General features: G+C 43.5%; 26 protein-coding genes. 10 read left to right on the top strand and 16 right to left on the bottom strand.

All coding sequences use genetic code 11. The features are described 5' to 3' along the window. Positions 1-8: 8 nt before the first annotated feature. The 6 genes from ACOQOA_RS10305 to gpmI form a co-directional block, all read right to left on the bottom strand. Entirely contained in the window at positions 9-1,727 is a 1,719-nt protein-coding gene (locus ACOQOA_RS10305; RefSeq protein WP_420548551.1) for a tetratricopeptide repeat protein, read from the bottom strand. A 25-nt stretch (positions 1,728-1,752) separates the two neighbouring features. Then, entirely contained in the window at positions 1,753-2,241 is a 489-nt protein-coding gene (locus tag ACOQOA_RS10300; protein ID WP_420548550.1) for an RNA pyrophosphohydrolase, read from the bottom strand. Between the two features lie 49 nt (positions 2,242-2,290). Next, a complete protein-coding gene (locus ACOQOA_RS10295; protein ID WP_420548549.1) occupies positions 2,291-3,568 on the bottom strand; it encodes a divergent polysaccharide deacetylase family protein in 1,278 nt (425 codons plus the stop codon). A gap of 40 nt (positions 3,569-3,608) precedes the next feature. Then, positions 3,609-4,931 carry a S41 family peptidase gene (locus tag ACOQOA_RS10290; RefSeq protein WP_420548548.1) on the bottom strand — a complete coding sequence of 441 codons (1,323 nt, stop codon included), beginning with the start codon at positions 4,929-4,931 and terminating at the stop codon, positions 3,609-3,611. Positions 4,932-5,077: 146 nt separating this feature from the next. Beyond that, on the bottom strand, positions 5,078-6,229 hold the full coding sequence (locus ACOQOA_RS10285; RefSeq protein WP_420548547.1) for a murein hydrolase activator EnvC family protein: 1,152 nt from the start codon (positions 6,227-6,229) through the stop codon (positions 5,078-5,080). Positions 6,230-6,290: 61 nt separating this feature from the next. Beyond that, positions 6,291-7,847 carry a 2,3-bisphosphoglycerate-independent phosphoglycerate mutase gene (gene gpmI / locus ACOQOA_RS10280; RefSeq protein ID WP_420548546.1) on the bottom strand — a complete coding sequence of 519 codons (1,557 nt, stop codon included), beginning with the start codon at positions 7,845-7,847 and terminating at the stop codon, positions 6,291-6,293. Between the two features lie 287 nt (positions 7,848-8,134). Here gpmI and ACOQOA_RS10275 point away from each other — a divergent pair, with 287 nt between their 5' ends. From ACOQOA_RS10275 to meaB, 4 genes are all read left to right on the top strand, one after another. After that, on the top strand, positions 8,135-8,764 hold the full coding sequence (locus tag ACOQOA_RS10275; protein ID WP_420548545.1) for a gamma-glutamylcyclotransferase: 630 nt from the start codon (positions 8,135-8,137) through the stop codon (positions 8,762-8,764). A gap of 10 nt (positions 8,765-8,774) precedes the next feature. After that, complete coding sequence (locus ACOQOA_RS10270; protein ID WP_420548544.1) at positions 8,775-9,671, top strand: DMT family transporter; 897 nt, start codon at positions 8,775-8,777, stop codon at positions 9,669-9,671. Between the two features lie 62 nt (positions 9,672-9,733). Beyond that, a complete protein-coding gene (locus ACOQOA_RS10265; RefSeq protein ID WP_420548543.1) occupies positions 9,734-10,111 on the top strand; it encodes a hypothetical protein in 378 nt (125 codons plus the stop codon). Positions 10,112-10,148: 37 nt separating this feature from the next. Beyond that, positions 10,149-11,129: a methylmalonyl Co-A mutase-associated GTPase MeaB gene (meaB, locus tag ACOQOA_RS10260; RefSeq protein ID WP_420548542.1), complete on the top strand. Its 981-nt coding sequence runs from the start codon at positions 10,149-10,151 to the stop codon at positions 11,127-11,129. On the opposite strand, the gene pip is transcribed toward meaB, so the two are convergent. Then, entirely contained in the window at positions 11,121-12,083 is a 963-nt protein-coding gene (gene pip, locus ACOQOA_RS10255; protein ID WP_420548541.1) for a prolyl aminopeptidase, read from the bottom strand. The two genes, meaB and pip, sit on opposite strands and share 9 nt — an antisense overlap. Positions 12,084-12,155: 72 nt before the next feature. Here pip and ACOQOA_RS10250 point away from each other — a divergent pair, with 72 nt between their 5' ends. After that, the gene (locus ACOQOA_RS10250) at positions 12,156-12,935 is read left to right on the top strand and encodes a thermonuclease family protein (protein WP_420548540.1); all 780 of its coding nucleotides are present in this window, start codon (positions 12,156-12,158) and stop codon (positions 12,933-12,935) included. On the opposite strand, the gene ACOQOA_RS10245 is transcribed toward ACOQOA_RS10250, so the two are convergent. From ACOQOA_RS10245 to fdxA, 3 genes are all read right to left on the bottom strand, one after another. Continuing rightward, the gene (locus ACOQOA_RS10245) at positions 12,932-13,738 is read right to left on the bottom strand and encodes a hypothetical protein (RefSeq protein ID WP_420548539.1); all 807 of its coding nucleotides are present in this window, start codon (positions 13,736-13,738) and stop codon (positions 12,932-12,934) included. The genes ACOQOA_RS10250 and ACOQOA_RS10245 overlap by 4 nt on opposite strands. A 151-nt stretch (positions 13,739-13,889) precedes the next feature. Next, positions 13,890-14,393 carry a CarD family transcriptional regulator gene (locus ACOQOA_RS10240; RefSeq protein WP_420548538.1) on the bottom strand — a complete coding sequence of 168 codons (504 nt, stop codon included), beginning with the start codon at positions 14,391-14,393 and terminating at the stop codon, positions 13,890-13,892. A 377-nt stretch (positions 14,394-14,770) separates the two neighbouring features. Next, positions 14,771-15,112, bottom strand: a complete 342-nt coding sequence (gene fdxA / locus ACOQOA_RS10235) for a ferredoxin FdxA (RefSeq protein ID WP_155155257.1) — start codon at positions 15,110-15,112, stop codon at positions 14,771-14,773. A gap of 201 nt (positions 15,113-15,313) precedes the next feature. Between fdxA and ACOQOA_RS10230 the strand changes: the two genes are divergently transcribed. After that, on the top strand, positions 15,314-15,964 hold the full coding sequence (locus ACOQOA_RS10230; RefSeq protein WP_420548537.1) for a DUF938 domain-containing protein: 651 nt from the start codon (positions 15,314-15,316) through the stop codon (positions 15,962-15,964). Between the two features lie 17 nt (positions 15,965-15,981). Here the strand turns inward: ACOQOA_RS10230 and ACOQOA_RS10225 are convergent, their stop codons facing one another. Continuing rightward, positions 15,982-16,932 (bottom strand): hypothetical protein, encoded by a 951-nt coding sequence (locus tag ACOQOA_RS10225; protein WP_420548536.1) that lies wholly within the window; start codon positions 16,930-16,932, stop codon positions 15,982-15,984. Positions 16,933-17,225: 293 nt separating this feature from the next. Here ACOQOA_RS10225 and ACOQOA_RS10220 point away from each other — a divergent pair, with 293 nt between their 5' ends. After that, positions 17,226-17,894: a glutathione S-transferase family protein gene (locus tag ACOQOA_RS10220; RefSeq protein WP_420550100.1), complete on the top strand. Its 669-nt coding sequence runs from the start codon at positions 17,226-17,228 to the stop codon at positions 17,892-17,894. Here ACOQOA_RS10220 and ACOQOA_RS10215 read toward each other — a convergent pair. From ACOQOA_RS10215 to ACOQOA_RS10205, 3 genes are all read right to left on the bottom strand, one after another. Beyond that, complete coding sequence (locus tag ACOQOA_RS10215) at positions 17,891-18,265, bottom strand: hypothetical protein (protein WP_420548535.1); 375 nt, start codon at positions 18,263-18,265, stop codon at positions 17,891-17,893. The two genes, ACOQOA_RS10220 and ACOQOA_RS10215, sit on opposite strands and share 4 nt — an antisense overlap. A gap of 137 nt (positions 18,266-18,402) precedes the next feature. Next, positions 18,403-19,767, bottom strand: a complete 1,365-nt coding sequence (gene amt / locus ACOQOA_RS10210; RefSeq protein WP_420548534.1) for an ammonium transporter — start codon at positions 19,765-19,767, stop codon at positions 18,403-18,405. A gap of 22 nt (positions 19,768-19,789) precedes the next feature. Further along, the gene (locus ACOQOA_RS10205; RefSeq protein WP_155155260.1) at positions 19,790-20,128 is read right to left on the bottom strand and encodes a P-II family nitrogen regulator; all 339 of its coding nucleotides are present in this window, start codon (positions 20,126-20,128) and stop codon (positions 19,790-19,792) included. Between the two features lie 356 nt (positions 20,129-20,484). On the opposite strand from ACOQOA_RS10205, the gene ACOQOA_RS10200 reads away from it, so the two are divergent. The 3 genes from ACOQOA_RS10200 to ACOQOA_RS10190 all read left to right on the top strand — a co-directional run bounded on the left by ACOQOA_RS10200 (position 20,485) and on the right by ACOQOA_RS10190 (position 23,926). Beyond that, a complete protein-coding gene (locus ACOQOA_RS10200) occupies positions 20,485-21,756 on the top strand; it encodes a UbiH/UbiF/VisC/COQ6 family ubiquinone biosynthesis hydroxylase (RefSeq protein WP_420548533.1) in 1,272 nt (423 codons plus the stop codon). A 27-nt stretch (positions 21,757-21,783) separates the two neighbouring features. Continuing rightward, positions 21,784-22,671, top strand: a complete 888-nt coding sequence (locus ACOQOA_RS10195; RefSeq protein WP_420548532.1) for an AEC family transporter — start codon at positions 21,784-21,786, stop codon at positions 22,669-22,671. Positions 22,672-22,783: 112 nt separating this feature from the next. Continuing rightward, complete coding sequence (locus ACOQOA_RS10190) at positions 22,784-23,926, top strand: endonuclease/exonuclease/phosphatase family protein (RefSeq protein ID WP_420548531.1); 1,143 nt, start codon at positions 22,784-22,786, stop codon at positions 23,924-23,926. Here ACOQOA_RS10190 and ACOQOA_RS10185 read toward each other — a convergent pair whose 3' ends face one another. Both ACOQOA_RS10185 and ACOQOA_RS10180 read right to left on the bottom strand, forming a co-directional pair. Next, on the bottom strand, positions 23,927-24,565 hold the full coding sequence (locus ACOQOA_RS10185; RefSeq protein ID WP_420548530.1) for a hypothetical protein: 639 nt from the start codon (positions 24,563-24,565) through the stop codon (positions 23,927-23,929). Then, complete coding sequence (locus ACOQOA_RS10180; protein WP_420548529.1) at positions 24,562-25,053, bottom strand: Lrp/AsnC family transcriptional regulator; 492 nt, start codon at positions 25,051-25,053, stop codon at positions 24,562-24,564. Before ACOQOA_RS10180 ends, ACOQOA_RS10185 begins: the two co-directional genes overlap by 4 nt. Positions 25,054-25,085: the final 32 nt, after the last annotated feature.

Here is a 25,085-nt window from a genome sequence, read left to right as displayed (position 1 = left end):
GGATGAAATTACAGGCCTTTTTGAAGTTTTTCACGCACAGCGTCGACATCAACTTCTTCACTTGGCCATTTCATTGCCCGGTTCCATTGGAAACGTGCTTCGCGTTTGCGTCCCACTTGCCAATAAGCATCGCCAAGATGTTCCACGATGACAGCTTCATTGGGATCAAGCGCAACCGCACGTTCCAAAAGCTTTACTGCATCTTCATATTTACCAAGCTTGTAATAAGCCCATCCCAGACTATCGGCAATAGCACCGCTACCACGGCGTGCGTCTACTGCTTTTCTCAACATGCCTTGTGCTTTTTCCAGATGCAGACCTTTATCCACCCATGTATAACCTAAATAGTTTAATACATCAGGTTCATCCGGGCTCAATTCCAGCGCCTTCAAAAAAGCTTTTTCCGCGGTCGGCCATTCCTTCAAACGTTCATAAGAGATACCTTGTAAATAATAGTATCCCCAATGGGCATGTGTTGGCGCATTAATACGACCGATTAAGCGATCCATGGTTTTCGCCATATCTTCGTAATTTTGGTCCCGATTATAAAAACGTGCCATGGAATCCAGTGCAACCAGATCGCTTGGACGATCACTGGCAATATCATCCAGTAAATCCAGCGCTTTTTCCTTATCGCCCATTTCCCAAATAGCTTCCGCTTTATAGATCTCAGATTGCCAGAAAAAAGGATATAGATCCTTCACTTGGTCATATACTGCAACAGCTTCATCAAAACGTTCATTGCCCATCATATATTGGGCCACTGACATTTTGATATTACGATGTTCAGGATGAAGATATTCAGCAACACGGGTTAGATCCAACACCAAGTCATTTGTTGGCGCATTTAAGAATTGCGCCACTTGGTAAATCGCTTCACCAACGCCTTGTTCAGCCGACTTTATCATCGGCACTAGATCTTTCCCTTCCATGAGAAGGCGTAAATCTTCGCTCAATGCCGGACCATCACCAATCTTGGTAATGAATTCAGTCACCAGGTCACGCACTTCATCTTTCCGACCCTGATTAAAGATTGATCGGATATAAGCTCTGAATGTGACGGTTGGTAATTGCATTGGACTTACATAACCTTCAGGCTCCATATACGCTTCTTCTGCGCCTTTATGGTCACCTAACTGGTCCAACATTTGTCCTTTCATAAAACTATACAGGCCCGGAAAACGCGCTTTAAGTTGATTAATTTCAGAAAGCGCAAGCTGCTTATTTCCTAAACCAACCGCAATCCAGCCTTTCAATAAGTTTTTGATAACGTTAAAAACACGACCATTTGGGATTTTTTTCGCCAGCTCTTGTGCTGTTGCAAAATCACCTGCATGGACGGCCTTCGCAAGAAGTAACATACGTGTATTATAATCAGAAGATCCGCTTTGGCCTAAAATCTCTGAAAAAGAAATCGCTTTTTCAATATCCCCAAAACGCAATAATGAATCACGTAATTCCCCAATTAAAACTGGTTCGACATCCGCACCATGTTCGGAATTCCGACGTACAGCTTCGGTTAAAATTGCAACCGCGTTATCAAAATCAGAATTCAGATTGGCATATCGACCAGATAAATAAAGACCATAATAAGGGCGTGTTGAAACTTCATTATCATTTGTATTTGCTTGGGCGACTTGCCCCATGGGCAATGACATTACAGTCCCTAAAAGCCCGAAAGCATAGATTGATAACTTAACAGCTTTTCCAACATGGCATCGTTTCATAATCTATTCCTAACTTTGCTTTCGCTTAAATTTTGCCATGCAGATAATCGGTCACAAAGCTACGAAACTCAGCCGTAACTTTCTCATAAGTATCCCGTTTAAAAGGTACAATCAGATCAGTTAATTCATCAAATGGTGCCCATTGCCAATCTGAAAACTCTTGATAATGGGCATCTAAACGGATGTCACTATCATCCCCTTCAAACGCCAATAAGAACCATTTTTGTTTCTGACCACGATATTGTCCCTTCCAAATCTTACGAGACAAATCTTTTGGTAAGTCATAGGCATACCAGTCTTCAGATTCAGCTAAAATACGCGCCTTAGCAGTTCCAATTTCTTCTTCAAGTTCGCGTAAAGCGGCAACTTCGGCGGTTTCACCTTCATCAATCCCACCTTGTGGCATCTGCCAGTGAGCGCCTGGTGTATCAATGCGATCCCCCACAAATACATCACCGCGATCGTTGATGAGCATCAGGCCAACACAGGGGCGATAAGGGCGATCGTCAGTCATTTTTTCTTCCGTATTCTATAAATCTTAGTATCATTTTCTTTATGTATGATTACTTCTGTAAACCTTCAATAGCGACAGAAGTCACAGGCACCAAAGCCAATCCTTTTTCATCTAATCCTTCGGCCCAGCGTTCAATTTGTTTAATCGTCGCGCTATATGGATGTGCAATCGCCACAGCTACTCCTTTTTGCAAGGCTATCTCTTCGATCATTTTCAATTTTCTTGAGACATCTGTACGACCAGGTGGCGTATCAACAATTTCATCCATGGTGATATAAGGCACGGCCGTCAATTCCATCATCTTTGGCGCCGCATTCACAGGAGAATAAAAGCTATCCATATATAACAATCCACGCGCTTTCATACGTGCTGCTAACAGACGTACATGGGATTCAGATGATAAATATTTAGACCCTTGATAGGAGATCAGCCCCACATAGCCTGTACCACGGCTCATAATCCAGTTTAACTTTTTGGTATTTTGAGCTGCTTCCAAATTGGTATAAAGCGCATAAGGTCCAGGATCGCTTTTCGGGAAATCAATGGGTTCCATTGGCAAGGTCAACATAACTTCATGCCCAGTATCACGCGCTTTCGCGATCCAGCTCGGTAATTGAGGTGTATAGGGTGCAAAGGCAAAAGTCACTTCACCCGGTAAACGCTCCAATGCTTCGGTGGTTGCCTTGCGAGAAATACCCAAATCCACCATCACAAGCGCAACTTTTGGACGATTTTCAAAAGAATTAAATGGACGCGAATAAACACGCCATGGTTCACGCCCATCATCCGCAATTTTGGGCAGGGGACCTTCCTTGCTTTCCTCAATCAAACTTGGATCAGGATGCGGAAGCATCATTTTTCCGTAATCACGAACCGCAGGTTCAGCAGTCGCAGCATCATTAGATGTTACTGTATCTTCAGTTGAAGCATTTTCAGCCATCGCATCTGGATTAGCATTTTCAGCCTTGTCATCTTCTTCACCAGACACATTCTCAGATGCTTCTGTTGCTTCTGGCTCAGTATTATCGGTTGATTTGCTAATCTTGATCTCTTCGATCAAATTACTCGGACGCTGGTCAATCAGTTCCTGTTCAATCTGTTCAGCCTGGCTATCAAGATAAAGATAGGTACCGGCAACACCGGCAACTGTCAGAAAATAAGCGCCTGCGACCATCAACCATGGCAACATCTTTTGAAATTTAGACGGCGCATCATAGTCAAATGGATCGCTAGTATCATCATCCTCAATAGGGTCATGCAACGAGGATTCGCCCTTACCAAAAGGCAATTTAATCGCTTTCAAACTTGGTAACGAGAATTTACCCAACCTGCTACTCAGCCCCTATTAACTTCAACAATATTCAATCCTAGTTTTCATCCATATTTTGGAAGATTGAAACACCCTTAACCATTCTTACAGCTTGTTCCAATTGATAATCCTGAATTTCATTTGAATTATCTTCGGCTGTTTCTTCTTCCGGTTCCGTGGTTCCGTCATTCGCACCTTCATCTTCTTCACCATCCGGGTTTTTCAAGGAATTACGAAGATCAGATTCTTGTGTGCGGAAGCGAGATTCAACAGTTTCCAGACGTGCTTGTTCCACTAAAATATCCGGCTCGATACCAGTTGCCTGAATGGAATCCCCACTTGGTGTATAGTAACGCTGTGTGGTCATCTTGATCGCTGCGTCGCCGTAAGATAACGGCATGATCGATTGCACAGATCCTTTACCGAAGCTTTTTGTCCCCATGATAATCGCGCGGCCATGATCTTGCAGCGCCCCTGCCACAATTTCAGAAGCAGATGCAGAACCACCATTGATCAAAACCACAATCGGCAAACCATCTGCATCATCCCCAGCGCCTGCACGGAAGTCTTGTGCGTCACGACCATCACGTCCGCGGGTAGAAACAACAATACCACGCTCCAAGAAGGTATCGCTTACGGAAATGGCTTGATTTAACAAACCCCCTGGATTGTTCCGCAAGTCCAACACATAGCCTTTTAGATTTCCTTCAGATTCTTCCTTCAAACGTTTCAACGCTTTATCAAGACCTGGTTGTGTTTGCTCACTAAAACGGGAAATACGGATATAACCCACATCGTCATCTTCCATGCGATAACGAACCGCACGCATCTTAATGGTGTCACGCGTGATCGTTACGTCAAAAGGTTCTTGTCCTTTGCGTGCAATGGTCAACACGATATCTTCACCAACCATGCCGCGCATTCTTTCAACCGCTTGATCCAAGGTTAAACCTTGAACAGGCTCCCCATCAAGATGAGTAATATAATCACCCGCTTCGATACCTGCTTTATAAGCTGGTGTATCGTCAATTGGGGATACAACTTTAACCCAACCATCTTCCATGGTGACTTCAATACCAAGACCACCAAATTCACCTTTGGTATCTTGTTGCATATCCTCAAAATCACTTGGCGGCAAAAATGTCGAATGCGGATCAAGCGATGTTAACATGCCTTGAATTGCTGCTTCGATCAGGTCTTTTTCATTTACTTCATCAACATAGTTTTCGCGAATATGTTCCATCACATCGCCCAACATACGTAAATTGGTTAATGTGTCAGGATAGGTTTCCTCTGTTTGTGCCGAGGAATTGGACATCAAAATAGTGCCCCCTAAAGCCAATGCAGCTGCCCAACCTGTTACACCAAGAAATTTCTTCATCTTTATATCCGATACCAATCTACAACGATGCCTATTGCGAAAATCAATTAAATTACTAAGTCGTTGAATTCAACTTTCGCTGATTTCCTTTACTTTGTCACGGTAAATGTCACAAAACATTAAGGAAATAAGCTTATCCATTTTCCCTATCCACGTTTAAACCAACGCAACGGGTTTAAGGGTTTCCCATTACGTCGTAATTCCACATATAATTCCAAGCCATTTTCACGAGATTGTGACATGGATCCTATAGGCTCCCCGGATAAAACCCATTGTCCGGTAACCACATTTGCCACATCCAATCCAGATAAAATTGTGTGATATCCACCTTCATGTTCAATAATGACGATCAACCCATGGTCCCGAAAGGGGCCAGCAAATGCAATCTGTCCATCATGAGGGGCTATGGCTTGTGCGGCAGCACGTGTTTTAATTTTAATACCTTTAGCCGTTTGCCCAAAACCTAAATCTTGCCCATAACGTTGCACCACTTTACCTGACACCGGATAGGGTAAACGACCTGAATTTGGAAAGGCACGTACAGATGTCGGTTTAGCCATCATAATGTCGCTTGGAATAGAAGCAGTTGCTTGTTCCGTGTTTTCCGGGCGCGTCGATGGTCGTATTTTATTCAACTTATCAAGCAAATCCTGCATGGATTTGGCTTCACGAACCAGTTTGTCAATCCGCTTTTGTGAGGCTGCTTGACGAGCCGCTTGTTTTTGCGCCAGTTGCTTCTTGCGTGAAAGCAGCACCTTTAACGAAGCCTGCTCTTCTTGAAGCCTAACACCTGCCGTTTCAAGTGAAGCAAGTTGTTCATGAATATCTGTTTCAACAGCCGCCAAAGAGTCTAATTCTTCTTTTAAGACAAAAGCACGATCTCGCAAGGCAGGAACAGCAGATTTTAATAACATGGCACTATGAACCGATTGCCGCGGTGTTCCTGGAAATAAAAAAAACGCAGATGCAGAGTCATCAGATAACTTTGTGAGGGCGCCTAAGGTACCACTTAATTGTGCAGACCGCTCATCCAGCCGATTTTTGCGATAAGCCACATCATCTTTTAACTCTGCCAGACGTTCGTTCAAATTATCAATCAGGTATTCCTGATCCTGCGTCCGACTTGCGGCTTCGATCAACTGATTTCGCAAGTTCCGCGCTTCTTGTTGCAAGGCACGTGCTTGCATCTCAAAAATTTCTTTGATCCGTGTTTCTTTTTCAATATTTGCTTGCAGACGCTGAAGATCTTCTTCGCTTTCGGCAACAGCCGCAGACGAAAAAGTTAGAGCAAAAGACACATATAACAACGCCCCGATCATCCGACTGAATGATCGCTTCTCAGTAGATTTATAATCTAATTTATTCTGCCGCAGATTGTTGTGCATATTGAATCAGACTTTGTCCTGTCATTTCAGCAGGTTGATCGATATTTAATAAATCAAGAACGGTTGGCGCCACATCTGCCAATCGGCCAGATGATAAACCACTCACCCCATCGAATGAGTTTACAAGGATCAATGGTACAGGGTTTAGGGTATGGGCAGTATGTGACTGGCCAGTGCTTTCATCCACCATCATTTCCGCATTCCCATGATCAGCGGTGACTAGCATCGCACCACCAACAGTTTCAAGCGCCTGAACCAAACGACCAACACATTCATCGACAGCTTCTACAGCCTTTATCGCTGCCTTCAGGTTCCCTGTATGCCCAACCATATCGGTATTGGCGAAATTAACGACAATCAAGTCAAACCGCTTATTCTCAATAGCATCAACCAAATTATCCGCCACTTCCGGCGCAGACATTTCAGGCTGCATGTCATAGGTTTTCACCTTTGGAGATGGAATTAAAATTCGCTCTTCCCCGTCAAAAACCGTTTCTTCACCCCCATTAAAGAAGAAAGTTACATGGGCGTATTTCTCAGTTTCAGCAATGCGCAGTTGCTTTAAACCATTAGCTGACACCACAGCCCCCAAAGTATTAGATAGCTCTTCGGGTGGGAAGACAGTGCCAAGAAATGCGTTATGTGCCTTTGAATATTCCACCATGCCCAAAGCATCAGCAAATTGAACAGGCTTAGAGATGTCATAGCCATCAAAATTCGGATCAAGGAAAACCGATAAAATTTCACGTGCGCGATCTGCACGAAAATTCGCCATAAACAGCCCATCACCATCTTGCATACCTGCATAATCACCAATCACAGTTGGCAGTATAAATTCGTCATATTTCTCAACCGCGTATGATGCATCAATCGCAGACAGCACATCTTCTGCCTTTTCACCTTTTGCAGCAGACATAGCGTCAACCGCCAAAGAAACACGGTCCCAGTTATTATCACGATCCATTGCATAGAAACGGCCAGAAATAGTTGCCACTTCGGTTTTTGGGGACATTTCCATAAAAGTTTCAACGAATGGCTTTGCACTTTGTGGCGGCGTATCACGACCATCCAAAATTGCGTGCAACTTAACCGTCAAACCTTCTTCGATCAGATGATTTGCCAATTTTGCCATATGGTCTTGATGCGCATGCACACCACCTGGTGACAACAAACCTGTTAAATGAACAACACCGCCTGTTGCTTTCATTTTTTCGATAAAGGCAATCAAACGTGTATTGGATTTAAATGTGCCACTATCAAGCGCTTCATCTATACGTGGAAGATCTTGTAAAACAACACGTCCAGCGCCCAGATTCATATGACCAACTTCGGAATTCCCCATCTGTCCGCTTGGCAAACCCACAAAAGTTTCCGATGCTTGTAAATTGGCCTTTGGATAAGTTGCTGAAATCTTGTCCCAGTTTGGTGTATTCGCCTGTAAAATCGCGTTATTTTCAGAAGAGCTGCGCTCTCCCCAGCCATCCAGAATACAAACAACAACAGGATTTGGACGATTATTTTCAGAAGTCATAAATCTCAACCATTTATCTAATATGCACTTACTGCATGCAATGCCCGTAAAAGGCCAGTATTTCTCTTGCTCTTTTTATAATAGATACGCCACTTTGTTTCCAGTATGGAGCCTCGAATTTTTGCGAATTTTTTACAGATAAGTCTTTTGACCAATCTATAAGGCCAATTTATGGCACAAGATTTATGATTGTTTTCCAGTATAATCTGACTGGTGCGTAAAGTTAAACTAGCCTATAAACAACATAATATATCAGTGAATTCGACTTAGAAGGCATCTAAAGCAACATGTTACCGCCAATTGACCCTCCCAATGCTTATCCGAAACTTGATCCGGCTGTTCGCGATCATATGAAACGGGAGTTATTGGATAGCTTGCCAGAAGGTAAGGAGATCTGGGTATTTGGCTATGGATCCTTAATGTGGAATCCAGGCTTTGAACATGAAGAAATCCAATCTGTTATTCTAAAAGGGTGGAGCCGTTCCTTCTGTGTACAATCTCACAGATATCGAGGTACACCAGAAGTCCCCGGTCTTGTTCTTGGTTTGGATCAAGGTGGGGAATGCCATGGATCCGCCATTCGTTGTTCTGCAGATCAAGCACGACCTGCCATGGATTATTTATGGGAGCGTGAAATGGTCACAGGCGTCTATGAGCCAGCTATTGTGCATCCAAATAATGAGCATGGCGAGACATTGAGCTGCCATACTTTTGTTGTTGATCGTCACCACCCTCAATATGCAGGTGATTTAAGCGAAGATGAAACCATTTCAATGATTGTACGCGCCCATGGCAGTGCAGGCAGTAATCGTGACTATTTACTCAACACGGTCAAACATTTGGATGATTGTGGAATTATCGATCCCCCGCTTCATAGATTGGCCGATTATGTTGGCCAAGGTGGCGCAGATATTTAGGAATTTAAAGATGACACAGGCTGCAATCCACTCTCCCTCAACACATCAAAATTTGATGCTGGGCCTTGTTCTAGGCGTTGCAGCTTATGTCGTCGTCCCGATGGGAGATGGCATTGCAAAAATATTGACCACCATGGGATATCATAGTGGGCAGGTTACCTTTGGACGCTATTTCTTCCATATGTTGTTTCTAATGCCAATTGTGTTGATAAAATTTGGACCAAGCGGTTTCATTCCCAAAAACTTGAAGGTTCAAACTTTTCGTGCCCTTACAATTGTGATTGCAACCTTCTGCTTTTTTTCCTCATTACATACTGTCCCTTTGGCAGATGCTTTATCGCTCGCCTTTGTTGCGCCCTTAGTTGTAACAGCATTGAGCGTCCCTATTCTTGGAGAAAAAGTAGGTATCCATCGTTGGGTCGCCGTTATCATTGGTTTCGCTGGCGCAATGATTATTATTCAGCCAGGATCAGGCGTATTTCAATGGCCTGCGCTTTATGCACTTAGTGCTGGTGCACTATTTGGTGTTTATATCACCGTAACACGTAAGACTGCGGGCGATAATCCGGCCTTTGTTAGCCTCTTATACCAAGGCGTTCTGGGAACTGCAGCTCTTTCCATCCTAGCTTTTATGAATTGGTCTGAACTGACATTAGAGGCCGTTCTATTAATGGCTGGCGTTGGCGCAGCTGCCGCAACAGGGCATGGCCTTATCATTGCAGCCACCAAATATATGGAAGCAGCTTTATTGGCCCCTCTCCAATATCAGGAATTAATCGTCGGTGCTGTTTTCGGTTATTTAGTTTTTGGGGAAATTCCGGCCGATTCCACATGGCTAGGCAGTGGCGTGATTATTTTAAGCGGCCTTTACATTGGCTATCGGGAAAGAAAAACAAGATCTTCCTAGATTTTTCTCAACATCTTAAGCAAATCAGCTTAAAATGGGATCAACACCTAAAGGATGAAACTATGTTTAAAAAGTTGGCAGAATTATTAACTGATGATGGTAAGAAAAAACCATCAAAAAAAGCTGCCAAAAAACCCACTGCCAAGCCTACAATTCATCATCAAAAAGCAAGCACACCACACGCGAGCGATGATCCGGCGAGTTTGATTAAACAAGCTATTTTGGAAGCCGAGCAAACCATTGCTATGGAAGAAAAAATTGCAGGTCACGACCCTAATCATTTAAAAGCTGTTCAAGATGCGATGATGATCTATCGGCAAAAACAGGAAAATCTGGATCATTTACCCCTTGAAGAAAAAGCACGTCTTCGCGCACTTGGCGAAGTCATGTTCGGTTCCCAGTTATCTGACGCCAATAAAAACACCAAGAAACCTCACTAAACGCACTCATATCTATAACTTAAAGACATAAGCAAAAATGGTCGATATATCCCAAATCGCTGATCGTATTCTTGAAGGCAATCGCCGGGCATTGGCACAGGCAATTACTTTGGTTGAATCCACCCGCCCCGATCATCGCGACCAAGCAGATGCGTTATTGGAAAAACTGCTGCCGCATACTGGTAATGCAAGGCGGATCGGTATTTCAGGTGTACCCGGGGTTGGAAAATCCACATTTATTGAATCCTTTGGCATGCATGTGATCGATCAGGGACATAAATTAGCAGTGCTTGCAGTTGACCCATCTAGCCGGGTAAGCGGTGGCTCAATCCTAGGGGATAAAACCCGGATGGAAAGCCTATCACGTCGTCCAGAAGCATTTATTCGCCCAAGCCCGGCAGGAAAATCTTTAGGGGGTGTCGCAAGGCGCAGCCGTGAAGCCATGCTGGTATGTGAAGCAGCCGGATTTGATGTCATTTTCGTAGAAACGGTCGGGGTTGGCCAATCAGAAACAGCCGTATCAGAAATGACAGACATGTTTTTATTGCTTCTTTTGCCATCGGGCGGGGATGAATTACAAGGTATCAAAAAAGGCATTGTTGAGCTTGCAGATATGGTTTTGGTCAACAAGGCAGATGGTGATTTATTACGGACGGCAAAACGTTCAAAAGCCGACTATCGTAGTGCACTTCATATGTTACGCCCGGTAACCGCGGATTGGCAGGTCCCCGTAGAAACAGTTTCCGCGCTTCAACAAGAAGGGCTGGATATCGCATGGGGTCATATCAGTGGTTTTTTCTCACAGATGCATGAAAATGGCACCTTGGATGATCGTCGTGAAGCCCAAGCAGCAGCATGGCTCTGGACTGAGTTAAGCGATGGTTTGATCGATCGTTTACGCCAACACCCTAAACTAAAAGCTAAACTGGAAGAAGCAGAAGCGGAAGTGCGTCACAAACAACAATCTCCTGTGGCTGCATCTCGCCGATTAATTTCCGCCTTTTTGGATTTAAGCTGACCCGGAAAACGTTTTTACCAGCTTATCCATGATCTTAACTAGGTTCTGCGTGATACTTGGTTCGGATGCGGAATGACCTGCATCATGCAACATCGTTAATTCTGACTTAGGCCAGTTGTTGTGTAGTTCATATGCAGTGACAGGTGGACAAATTGCATCATAACGGCCTTGCACAATATATCCTGGAAGATGCTGAATTTTATGCATATTTTCTAAAATCGGGGCGTCATTCAAAAACAAATCATTGATCATATAATGTGCTTCCAGACGCGAAATAGCTAAATCTGCTTCGGGATTAATCATATTCTCAATAGCCTTCATATCTGGCTCTAATGCCACACAACTGGCCTCAAATACAGCCCAGACACGTGCGGCAGGACCATGAATTGCAGGATCTGGATCACAAAGGCGCTTATAGTAATTACCTAAAATATCGTCCTGTTCATCAACAGGCAGGAAGTTTTGCAGCTTTTCCTGCGCCTCTGGGTAAACATGCTTCACGCCGTGGAAAAACCAATCCAATTCTTGTTGACGACCACAAAAAACACCGCGCAAAACCAAAGCTTTCATACGATCTGGAAAAGCTTGCGCATAGGCAAGAGCCAATGTCGACCCCCAAGATCCCCCAAATACGATCCAACTCTCAATCCCCAACATCTCGCGCAGGTTTTCAAGATCTTCAATAAGATCTTGGGTCGTATTATTTTCCACAGACCCATTTGGTCGAGATCGTCCACAACCACGTTGATCCATCAAGATCACCCGATAATATTGCGGATTAAAAAAACGGCGATGCATTGGATTACAGCCAGCGCCGGGGCCACCATGCAAAAACACAACCGGAATACCGGTAGGCGTCCCGACTTCCTCCCAATAAATTTCATGATGCCCATCAGGTCTTAAATAACCATGATTATAAGGTTCAATTGGGGGATAAAGTCTGTGGCGGCTCATAAAAGACTTTCCTTTAACGCAATCCATATTAATCTATAAACGTTTATTCATACGTCTTACTAAATTGGTGCCATGTCTGTTTTACAGAAGCAAGTAAAAGTCGGATTTCTTTTACTATTTTCTTTTTTTGCAAGTGATTATGCCGCATTCGCAGAGGAGAATTCGGCGCCAGTCTTCACGGATGAAATTACGGGAATGCAGAATTTTCCTGTCTTACGCGGAAAGTCGGGGCATACTATTGTTTTAAGCGGCATAGAACGTCCTCAAAGTCATGGTTTATCTGGTTATAGGCTTAATAAAGCCCGTCTATGGCTTTCAAATCATGCTGTCGGCAAGAAACTCGTTATCCAACCAACAGGTGATCAATATGATCTCTTTGGTCGTGTTCATGCCCTAACCAAAGAACCCAACCAAAACTGGCTTAATGTTCAATTGTTAGATCTTGGTCTTGCCCGTGTTCAACTCAATACCGGTTTTACGGATCACATAGATATTTTGTACAAGGCAGAGAAAGAGGCACGCCTTCAAAAGACAGGTCTTTGGGGAACAGGTAAATTCGAAAGTTATGACGCCAATCAATACAACGGTCCATATAAAGGCTTTATCATTGCCACAGGTATCATCACACAAGCCGCCAAACGAAGAAGTTATTTATATCTGAATTTTGGATCGAATTGGCAGGATGATTTCACTATTGGCATCCCTACCAACGACGAACGTTTCGATACAAAAACAATCCAGAATCTTTATGTTGAGGGTACTAAAGTTGAAATACGTGGATTAATCGAAAGTTGGAATGGCCCTTTTATTCGTCTAGACGTTGCCGAACATTTAAGAGTCATTCAAGATTAGCTGGATATAAAAGTTTCAAACACTTCACCTTGGCGATCCAGCCCCACAGCGCAGATTTTTTGCTGATCTCTTGGTCCATTATCCAAAGTGACGGTGAAGGCAGTTTCCTTAAACCCTGAATGTGCCGGATCATAGCCGCGAATTATACGGCAAAACCCACCATATGCATGTCCCAGTTGATGAAAATCTTCACCACTCCACCAGAAATTATCACCTTGTTTTTGCAATGGTTTTTCACCATCCAGACCACTACTTACACAAAGAATAACGCCATCTTCCGTATAGGCAGCATGCTTTAGGCTATTAAAGAAGGGATCATGTCCTGGCATATTTCGAATATTGGTACTTAACCGACCCGTTAACGTGACCAAGGCGTTTGTACCTTCTTCTGCAGCGGAATTTAAATGATCTCGGCTCAAGCCATACATTTTAAGAACCGGCTCAAGTCCCATGGCATAGACATATTGCAAAACTTCTTGTGGATCTGGTGCAAAATGCAACTGCGTCATCTTTGCCAGCATTTCTTCTTGTCGCCCACGCAGATAAACCACATCTTCCAGATCAGTATAAGGCCAGATGGATAAAAACCACCGCCTGAAACTCATGATCTCAGCTAAGGTTTGCTGTGTTTCCTCTCCAAAGCCAATCATATTACCTGTATAAACCAGACGATCGCCAAATTGGGCTTGGGAAGCAATTTCTTGATGTATTTCTTTCAGCGCAGATAGATTACTATGGATGGCACCGACAATCCAAACCCGACGATTGGCGCGTAATACAGCCAATGGATTTTGCCCTGCCATCTTTGCCTCTTACCTTAAATTTGAGATTTCCATCCTAATAACCACTTAAATGATATGGCCGGAACCGCCATCTCTGTAAAGTGAAATATAGGTAAAAAAAATACCGCCCTGCCAAACAGAACGGTATTTTCAAACATAAATGCAATAAGGATTAAGCTGCAGCTTTTTCCAACATTGTTTCTAGTTTTTCAATCGCTTCTTCTTCGCCCAATTCTTCAACCGCAGCAAATTCACGTGCCAAACGGTCAAGGGCCGCTTGATACAATTGACGCTCACTATAAGATTGATCTGGTTGATTTGCATTACGGAATAGGTCACGTACCACTTCAGCAATCGCAATTGGATCACCAGAGTTAATCTTTGCCTCATATTCCTGCGCACGACGAGACCACATGGTACGACGTACGCGACTTTTGCCTTTTAACGTTTTCAACGCATCTTTCATGATGTCAGGGGAAGACAGACTACGCAGACCGGAATTTGCAGCTTTAGCCACAGGCACACGCAAAATCATGCGATCTTTGTCAAATTCGATAATAATCAGTTCCAGCTTTTCACCTGCAACTTCTGTTTCTTCGATACCTTGAACTTTACCCACGCCATGTGTCGGATAAACAACGTGGTCACCTTTTGTGAAAGTCATAGCTTTAGACATTCCAATTTCTACTTTCTTTTTTCTTTCTGTTTCAGCCAAAATTCACAGTAACAAAGACCTCCCGCACCATCCCATGCATGCGGTACTCACAATCTCATAACAATTAAAATCCAATGCTACGTTAATATGTGAGACTTGTTTTCAATATCTCGTGAAAATTGTCCTTATGAACTCTGTATGAACTCATTAAGAAAATCGCCCCAACAAATTAATGTTGAGCGAAATCCTGCCGAATAAGGATGTATTGTAACATAATTTCAAGGGGAATCCCATAGCCTGAATCAAAAAAAGATTCAGGCTAGATTCACCATGGGTCAACTTAAAGTTCCCATAAAGATTCTCAAGGAATCCAATAATTTATTTCAGGGTATACAGACTTACTCGTCACCAGTACCCGGGGTCGGATCAAAATGTTCCTTAAATTTATTTGGCGTATCATGCCATTCATTGGCATCCGCCGGTGCAGGCTTCAACATCGTAATCACAGGCCATTTATCTGCATACTCACGGTTGAGTTCCAACCATTTTTCTGCATCTGCTTCGGTATCAGGCAAAATTGCATCCGCAGGACATTCCGGCTCACATACACCACAATCGATGCATTCATCCGGATGGATCACCAACATATTGGCACCCTCATAGAAACAATCTACAGGACAAACTTCCACACAATCAGTGTGCTTACATTTAATACAATCTTCTGTGACTACATAAGTCATCTGCGATCACTCCAATTTTACGCCATTTATTTAAATTTCAGGACTCCTGATAAATCCTTTTTGGCGATTGTTATAAAATTACTGGCAAAGACATATAAAACCCATACCAAATAATGCAACCCCAATATTCGACAAAAGCTCATTTTTACTCCATATTAATGGAAATTCACCTTATACTTAATGGAAATAAGATTAATTCACATGATAAATACGGGAAATACATCTCATACAGCGACAAAATCTGATGAAAACACGGATAAACGACTTTATGCCCCTTCATCCGCCCGCAACAAAGAGCCAATTTTAAAAGTTTTAAAAGAATATATCCCCACATCCGGCCAAGCACTTGAAATTGCCTGTGGATCAGGAGAACACGGCCTGCATTTCAGTAAATCATTTCCCGCACTTATCTGGCAACCAACAGATATAGAAACTGCTCATATAGACAGTGCAAATGCCCATCGCGAAGCAGAAAACCTATCGAATATGAAAGAAGCCCATTATCTGGATGTCACATCACAAAATTGGGAAACTGAACCATTAGATCTTATTTACAACGCTAATATGATCCATATTAGCCCGTGGTTTTGTACTTTAGGCCTTCTATCAGGGGCAGGACGCCACTTAAAAAGCGATGGCATACTCTTTATGTATGGCCCTTACAAAATAGATAACCAACACACATCTGACAGCAACGCCCAGTTTGATATGAGTTTAAAATCAAGAGATAGCAGTTGGGGTATTCGTAATCTGGAAGATGTTATTTCTATTGCGGAACAAAATGGATTACAACATAAACATAGCATAGAAATGCCAGCAAATAACTTTTGTATCATCTATAAAAAGATTTAAAATCAGATAGGTATGTATTATCCACCAAGTGACGCATTACCTGCATCAATGACACGGCTGTGGTTCGCACTGCTATCAATCAAGTTACGAACTGCTTGCTTTCGGTTACTTGCATTACGATCTTCCGCTTGCGTTTGAATACGTGAAATTTCACGATAAATCTCATCCACACGTGCTTCTTGACCTGGCGTTAAACTCGGCCCATTCGCAGAGCCAGTGATGATTTTTGTTAAATCTCGTTTCGCTTCCGTAACGCGTTCTTGAGTTGTTGTATCCAATTGAGAGATCACCTGATCACCACCAAAATACACCCCAGCGCCACCTAAAATTCTATCTAGTTCTGAATAAAGAATTGCAGATTTAATGCGTTCCATAGAAGTCAATCCATCTGCGCCTTCAAGAGCTGGATGCTGTTGAGATGCCTCTGCGCCGTCTTCCGCATCTTGCTCATTCATCTTGGCAAGACTGGATTTATATCCTGTATTTTCGTCTACAACCTGATTTTGACTTGCCTCTTGCATTTTGTTGAATTCACGGATTGGGCCAAGCTCTTGCTGTAATTGAAGGAATAAACTATCTAATTGTTCTTGGTTTTCTGCAGAATAATCCGGTGTCCCATATTGTGCCAACATACGGTCAAGCGCCACAGAGACCGCAGGACGTGTCACTTCACCACGCTTTTGCTGACCTGCCTCTGGGAATTCTTCAGCCAAGTTAATAACCTGGCCTGATGCATCCTCCCCATTGGCTGCCAAAGCAGCTTTACGATCTTCAAAAGCCTTCATTAAAGCTTGCGCTTGGGGAGATAAACGAATTTCAACAGCAGGGTTATCTTGGAATTTGACTTCTTGCTGTTTTGCAAGACGTGCCGCTGCCTGCGCTTGTTCCAGCTTTTGTGTTTGCTGGGATTGCGCGGTCAGCAGGGTTCCTAACCCTGTATTCATGAAAGATCGAATTCCGTCTATCATTTCGGCACTTTTTTCCTAAAGGTCTTGTTCGCAGTTAAACTTGACCTTTAAGAAGCAGTTTTTATGCCAGTTTGATCCACATCCTACACAACCCCAAGGAATCCAATATGTTCAAGTTTTCAATTTCTTAGCTAGCCTCCAAAATTTTGACATAATCTGCCCTTAAAGTGGCAAAATCTTCAGATTGGTGTCGTCCAATTCGCTGTTGTGGGAAAGATTTTCCTAAAATCTTAACAAATTCTTTACCGCAAGCATTGCGACGACAGGCAAAGCAGGGTTATATGCAAAAGATCATGATTACATTATACCATCTCTGGCTTTCACCGGGTTGTCGCAAGGTGCGATTGCTCATGGGAGAAAAAAAGCTGGAATTCAACATGCAGATTGAAAAAACCTGGCGTCGTGAGGCTGATTTCCTAGCCCTAAATCCGACAGGTGAAGTACCCGTTATCGTGGATGAAGACGGGACCAAAGTTTGTGGATCTCAAGTGATCTGCGAATATCTGGATGAAATGTATGGCACACTCTCTTTAATCGGTACCGGGGCTGTAGAACGTGCAGAAACCCGCCGTTTGATTGAATGGTTTGATGTAAAGTTCCAAGATGAAGTTATTCAAAATCTTGTGAATGAAAAAATCATGAAACGTTTTTTGGGTTTGGGGGAGCCTAATTCAAACGCCATTCGCGCCGGACATAAAAATATTCATATCCATTTAAGCTATATTGATTGGCTGGTGGATCGCCGTAAATGGTTGGCCGGCGATGAATTGAGCCTCGCTGATCTCGCAGCAGCAGCTCATTTATCATGCGTTGACTATCTTGGGGATGTGCCATGGGCCGATCATCCAAGTGCGAAGGACTGGTATGCAAAGGTGAAATCACGCCCCTCTTTCCGAGGGTTATTGGCAGATCATATCCCGGGCGCCCCACCACCGCCACATTATGCAGACTTGGATTTTTAGTTGTGTCTTGTTAACACGACGAAACAGTCTTTAGTTACAAGATTTAAGAGACTTAAACCGAGAGCTACAAAGAGAACCATCGTAATCATTGGCGAAATTGCTTCAGCAATCTCAATTCGGTTTAACTCAAAAAAGACACCTAGTTTTGTGTCAGCCAGAGCGCCTGTGTAAAACTTTCCAGTAGCATCTGCCGCTTCCAATAAATTAACCTTCAAATCCGAAATTGTAATTACTTGATCATCATTAGCATCAGAAAACAAAGATATAGACCTAATCTTGAGAAAGATCGGAACATGAAGTCCAAGTAAGAAAACAAAATACACCAACGCTTCAATGCGTTGCTCTATATTTTTCAACAAATTCGCCCGCATTTTCATTCCCCCATTTATTTGATTTCTAATTTAGAGACATCATCTTAGGGTTCGTCAAGGAACAAAAAAAGCCCCCGACCTTAATAAGATCGGGGGTATAGTTTACCACGCGGGATTGCGTTTATTCAGGTGCGGATTTACGCACCAAACTTTTGAGAGCCGGAGCCGAATTCTGGATATGCTTCCAGACCTAATTCAGCTTTATCCAAGCCCAACATTTCGTCTTCTTCGGAGCAACGAACACCCATAACCACTTTCAAGATCACGAATAGAACCAAGCTCACAACGAAGGAATAGACACCGATTGCAACGATACCTGTTAGCTGAACGATCAAATCGCCACCGCCAAAGATCGCCACGGCCAAAGTGCCCCAGATACCTGCGAATAAGTGAACAGAGATCGCACCAACAACATCGTCAATTTTCAATTTATCTAACAATGGGATTGTGAACACCACCAAGGCACCACCAATCGCACCGATTACGATAGACAAGAAGTGGTTTGTTAGATCAGGACCAGCTGTAATGGATACCAGACCAGCCAACGCACCGTTCAAGGCCATTGTAAGATCGATCTTTTTATAGAGTGCCTGTGTCAACAAGGTCGCGGCAACCACACCGCCTGCGGCAGCAAGATTTGTGTTGGTGAAGACAATGGCCATCCATGTCGCAGAGGCAGCATCACCCAAGGCCAATACAGAACCACCGTTAAAGCCGAACCAGCCCATCCATAGGATGAATGTACCCAAAGTTGCCAATGGTAAATTTGCACCTGGAAGCGGCAATACTTGACCGTCTTTATTATACTTACCTTTACGCGCGCCAAGAACGATCGCACCAGCAAGTGCAGCCCAACCACCAACAGAGTGAACGATTGTGGAACCAGCAAAATCGGAGAAGCCCATTTCAGCTAACCAGCCGCCACCCCATGTCCAGGAACCCTGAATTGGATAGATAAAGCCTGTCAAAACAACGATGAAGATAATAAAAGGCCAGAATTTGATACGTTCTGCCAAAGTACCAGATACGATAGATGCAGTTGTTGCCACAAACACCATTTGGAAGAACCAGTCAGATGCAACGGAATAACCGCCTTCAACAACAGGCGCTACCAGCTCAGCTGTTACTTCATCAGCTCCCAACAACGCCAATTCAGCTTCAGATGGGTTATAGAACATACCACCCAATGATCCGATAAAGCCGGATACGTCCGTATACATCAGGCTATAGCCGATCAGGTAATACATGATGCCAGCGATAGAATAGAGAACAATATTTTTCAAACAGATGGTGGCTGTGTTCTTTGTACGAACAAGGCCAGCTTCCAACATGGCAAAGCCTGCGGCCATCCACATGACCAAAGCGCCATTAATCAAAAAGGAAAATGTGTTAAATACATAAGATGTTTCTGCAGAGACTTCCGCCATTGCAGGAGTAGCTGTCATAACCGCCGCAGTCACCGCAGCGCCCATCCAGATTTTGTGAGACTTCAAGTTAAGCATTTTTTGCTCCTATTTGTCTGAATTAAAGAGCTGCGCTGTCTGTTTCGCCCGTGCGAATACGAACAGCTTTTTCAATTGGCATAACAAAGATTTTGCCATCGCCAATACGACCGGTACCTGCAGAAGATTGAATGGCTTCCACAACCTTTTCGGTGAGCGCTTCTTCTACGGCGACTTCCAACTTAACTTTTGGCAAAAAGCTAACTGCATATTCAGCGCCACGATAAATTTCAGTCTGACCCTTTTGGCGCCCAAACCCCTTGGCTTCCATAACGGTCAGTCCAGTTACACCAAGCTCGGTCAGTGCTTCACGCACATCATCCAGCTTGAAAGGCTTAATAATTGCCGTAACCATTTTCATTTGAGCGATCTCCCTCTGCTCTGTTTGAAAATTGTGCTGCGCACAAGACGTTTGGCTATTACTATTACAAGGGGCGTGCCAGAATTGAAAAATTGACATTTTATTGTTAATTATCAAATATTTAATTAAATATTGCACCGCAACAATATTAAGAAAAACCCCATATTATTGCCTAATATTTAATCACTATCGCATTTATGCCTATATTTTAATCAATAATATTAACCACTGGCTCTTTTGGATAAAAAAGCCTATATATGCGGCAAATCAATTTAGGTTTTTTGCACGTATATTATATAGAAGCAGATCCAAACGCGTTGGTTTGAACAAGTCGCATATTATGAAAGGTGGCATCCATGTCCCAAAATTCTGATATCTTCAAAGTTGATGTAGCAATTGCCGGCGGCGGCCTTGTAGGTATGACCCTTGGTTGTGCTTTGGCAAAAGGCGGCCTGAAAGTCGCCGTGGTCGATTTTGACACACCTAGCTATCAGGTAGAAGGCGACTATGACGGACGCGCTTCGGCGATTTCCTATGGATCAGCGCAAGTATTTAAGGGTATCGGTCTTTGGGATTATATCGAAGACCATGCCAGCCCAATCTATGATGTACGGATTGCCGATGGGCATCCGATGCGCGGTATCTCACCCTTATTTATGCATTATGATCATCGTGATCTGGGCGAAGAATATGGTGAGGCAGCCCTAGGCTATATTATTGAGAACCGCCAAACACGTGTTGCACTTTATAAATTGGCAAAAGAATATGAAACAACTGATGCAGGCGGAGAACTTCATCAATTTTACCCGGTCGGCGTTGATACGATTGAGCGAACCAGCCATAAAGCAACATTGACGCTAACCGACGGACGACAAATCGAAGCAGCCCTGGCGGTTGCTGCGGATGGGCGAAAGTCCAAAATTCGCGCAGAAGCGGGCATTAAACATAATGAATGGAATTATGATCAAACCGCCATTGTGTGTACTGTTGAACATGAACGCGACCATCAAGGCACAGCCGTAGAATTATTCCTGCCCAATGGTCCTTTTGCCATGCTGCCAATGACGGATGGGCGCACCAATATCGTTTGGTCGGAAAAAACCAAACTGGCCAAAGAATTCATGGATTTGTCCGAAGAAGACTTCATGGCGGAATTGCAACTTCGCTTTGGTGATTGGCTAGGCGATTTAAAATTGGCAGGCCCACGATTTGCCTATCCATTAAATCTAATCTTAGCGGATCATTATGTGGAAGATCGTCTGGTTTTGGCAGGCGATGCTGCCCATGGCATTCATCCGATTGCAGGACAAGGCTATAACCTTGGTATCCGCGATGTAGCTGCCTTGGCAGAAATTCTGGTGGATGCAAAACGTTTGGGCCTTGATATCGGATCCCATAGTATTTTAACCGAATATGAAAAATGGCGTCGCTTTGACAATGTTATGTTAGCGGCGGTTTGCGATGGCTTATTGCGCCTGTTTTCAAATGATCATGCATCAATCCGTCTGGCGCGTGACCTAGGCTTGGCCGCCCTTAACAAAGTCATGCCAGCCAAGAAATTCTTTATGCGCCATGCCATGGGCGTGATCGGGGATTTACCTCGTCTGATCCGCGGTGAGAAACTGTAAGATCAAGACAGGATCGGGGGATAAAAGATGGCTTTAGGGCTTTTTGCAGAATTGGCAGCCGTTATCATCCCCGTCCTTATTCTGGCCTGTATTGGATATTACCTACAAAAGACCAATCAGGCTTTTGACACCAAGGCCCTTACCCCACTCATCATTAATTTCGGTACACCCGCCCTTGTGGTTTATGCCCTTCTTAATGCTGAAATTCGACTAAGCGATCTGGGGGAGATGGCTGCAATATCCCTTTTAATGCAGGCTCTCTTTGGGGTTATCGGCTATGTCATGTTCAAAAGCCTTGGCTGGAATATTCGCACCTATCTGCCTGTGACCATGTTACCGAATAATGGAAATTTAGGCTTACCCCTATGCCTTTTTGCCTTTGGCGAAGAAGGCATGGCCTTGGGTGTTGCTTATTTTGCAATTCTTCCCCTATCTCAATTCACTATTGGGCAAGCTATTGCTGCAGGTCATGCAAATCTAACCAAGTTGTTTAAGAACCCGATGATTTGGGGGTTAGCTCTCTCTCTTGCACTTATTCAATTAGATATCTCATTGCCGCAATGGGTGATGAATAGCCTGGAGCTGACCGGGTCGTTTACCATCCCGCTCATGCTGGTAACGCTGGGTATATCCTTGGCAAAACTGCATGTAAGATCTTTACCGCGTGCTGCGTTAATTGGTTTCATCCGGGTCTTTGGCGGCATTGCGGCTGGATTTTTCTTTGTCTGGCTTTTTGATTTACAAGGTGTTGCACGTGGTGTTGTCCTCATTCAGGCCGCCATGCCATCCGCTGTTTTCAACTATTTATTTGCCAATTTATACGACAACCAGCCGGAGGAAGTGGCAGGTGTGATCGTTGTCAGCACAGTAATATGCTTTATCACACTCCCATTCTTGCTACCTTGGGTTTTCTAAGATTCTCCCTCTTAACATGTAAAAGTTATTTAACTCTCTCAATAATATATATTTAATATTACGAATATATAATAAATATGCTGCGATATTTTTATGACTATGGGAGAGAAAAATGAGTAACTCACGAGACCTGACGGTTGCCAGCTTCAATCTGCTCAATCTTCAATTACCAAATACGGCCATGTATCCGAACACACGCCGATATACCCCTGAAATTTATAATCAAAAATTGACTTGGACAGCCAATATAATCAAACAATTGGATGCTGACATCATCGGTTTTCAAGAGTTATGGTCCGCAAAATGCCTTGTTGATGTATTTGAAAAAGCCAATCTATCGGATGATTATACACTGGTCTTTATCAAAGATCCTGACGCTGGTGCAGATTTACCAAACTGGGACGGTATAGCTGTGGCGATGGCAGTACGTAAGCCTTGGCAAGTTGAAAACTGGAAACGACATAAGGATTTTCCAGAAGAACTGCTTCTTAACAAACGAGATCGATCCTTACAGGAATTGCAGAATAACCCTGATCTTGTGGATGAAACAGAAGATGAAGATTTGGATAGCGCCCATGAGGATGAAGAAATCCATGTGGATATTAAGAAATTCTCCCGATCTCCATTGGAAGTTATTTTAAAAAACGCGGATCGAGATGACGTTCCCAATTTTCATGTATTCTGTGCCCATTTCAAATCCAAACGCGGATCTCGATTGGATAGAGAAGAATATCATCACCCCACAATTGACTTTAAGTCTCATAAAGACGCATTAGGCGCAGGTCTTTCCACCATTCGAAGAACGGCGGAGGCCACCGCCTTACGGATCATCTTAAACAAAATCATGAAAGACACGAATACCCCGGTTATAGTTCTTGGGGATTTAAATGACGGTCAATTTTCCAACACCTTGGCGATCTTATCAAACCAGCCAGATTTCCGTTGGTATGCGGACAGCACCGCGGCGGCAAGTAACAACAGAAACGACACCGGCCTCTTTCCAGCCATCAATCTACAACAATTGCGCAGCCTAAAAGATACCTATTACAGCCATGAATATAAAAATGTACCCGAAGTCATTGATCATGTTTTGGCTTCCGAAGAATTTTATGATTATTCCAACAGCCGTTTCTGGTCATTTCGGGACATGCATATCTTAAATGACCACACAGACGATCATGGCAAGGATAAAATCAAATCCGACCATGGCGTAGTCCGCGTCAGATTTGACTGGAATAAAGCCGAAGATGAATAATTACAATCGATCACAATAGTAATCTGTGCCCAGATTTGGAAGGACATCAGCCTCTGTCACCATATTGAATTTCTTTAATTCAGATTTATGCATCCAATGCATATCGGCGGCGGGGGCTGCGTCTAACGTATACCAATAAAAGGCTGGTGGAATGCCCATATCGCGAAAATATCGCAGATACATTTGATGGACGAGATCATGTTTCGGGAAATCCGTCGCCTGTATAATATGTCCGTCTTCTTCATAATCCCAGGAATGCACCCCAATACAGGCATTGGTGGAGACTTTCCGCCAGACGCCAGCTAAAAACAAATCTGTCCCGCCAGACGCCACCAATCCCCCTTTTGGAATAATAGTGCCCAACCCCATAGATCGCACCACACGCGACAAGATCAAATTATAATCATCATCAGCTGAGCCCGGGACATATTTTAGGGTTAAAGACTTCACATTGGGATTTTCATTAATTGCCACGATAAAGGATTCAATGGCCCGATCATCAATAACCCCTTCCACAATCAAGGTATCCCCATTTGGTGTGAAGGTGAGGGGGTCATAATCATCTGCCAAAGAAATAGAATGATTTACCCCCAACACAGCGGCAGCAAGAAAAATAAATAAACGACAAATCATCTTCATTTTTCCTCCTCCTCTTTCAATGGCACAAATAAACCTGCCTTGATCGTATCGGCAATGATGTTGGAATTATAGCGTTTGATATTTTTGTTTTCTGTGAAAATCTTGCGGGTAAAATCTTCGTAATGGGTCATGTTTTCAGCCACGACCAAGACAACAAAATCCGCCGTGCCCGTCACATAATAACATTGCTGTATTTCGTCATGACGCAACATGCTGGCCCGAAACTCATCCAAGATATCCTGTGTCACTTTTTCAAGACGGATTTCCAATAATCCGCTGATCTTTTCCCGCATCACATCTTGGGAAAGAATAACGGTTTCTTGTGCAATCACCCCGCTTTCACGAAGATTTTTGAGACGTCGCTGGATTGAAGATCGGGAGCTGTTCAGTGTCACGGCAAGTGCTTCTGCGGATAAACGACTGTCTTTTTGCAACAGGTTTAACAGCTTACGATCCAGATTATCTAATTCTTTTAAACTAACTTTCATCTCATCCATCGACTAGATTTGGGTAATTTGCC

Source organism: Curvivirga sp. (genome assembly GCF_965219885.1).
Taxonomy (GTDB): Bacteria; Pseudomonadota; Alphaproteobacteria; order UBA8366; family Aestuariispiraceae; genus Curvivirga.
The sequence above is the reverse complement of the archived record's forward strand: the minus strand, read 5'-3'. Positions and strand labels throughout refer to the sequence as shown.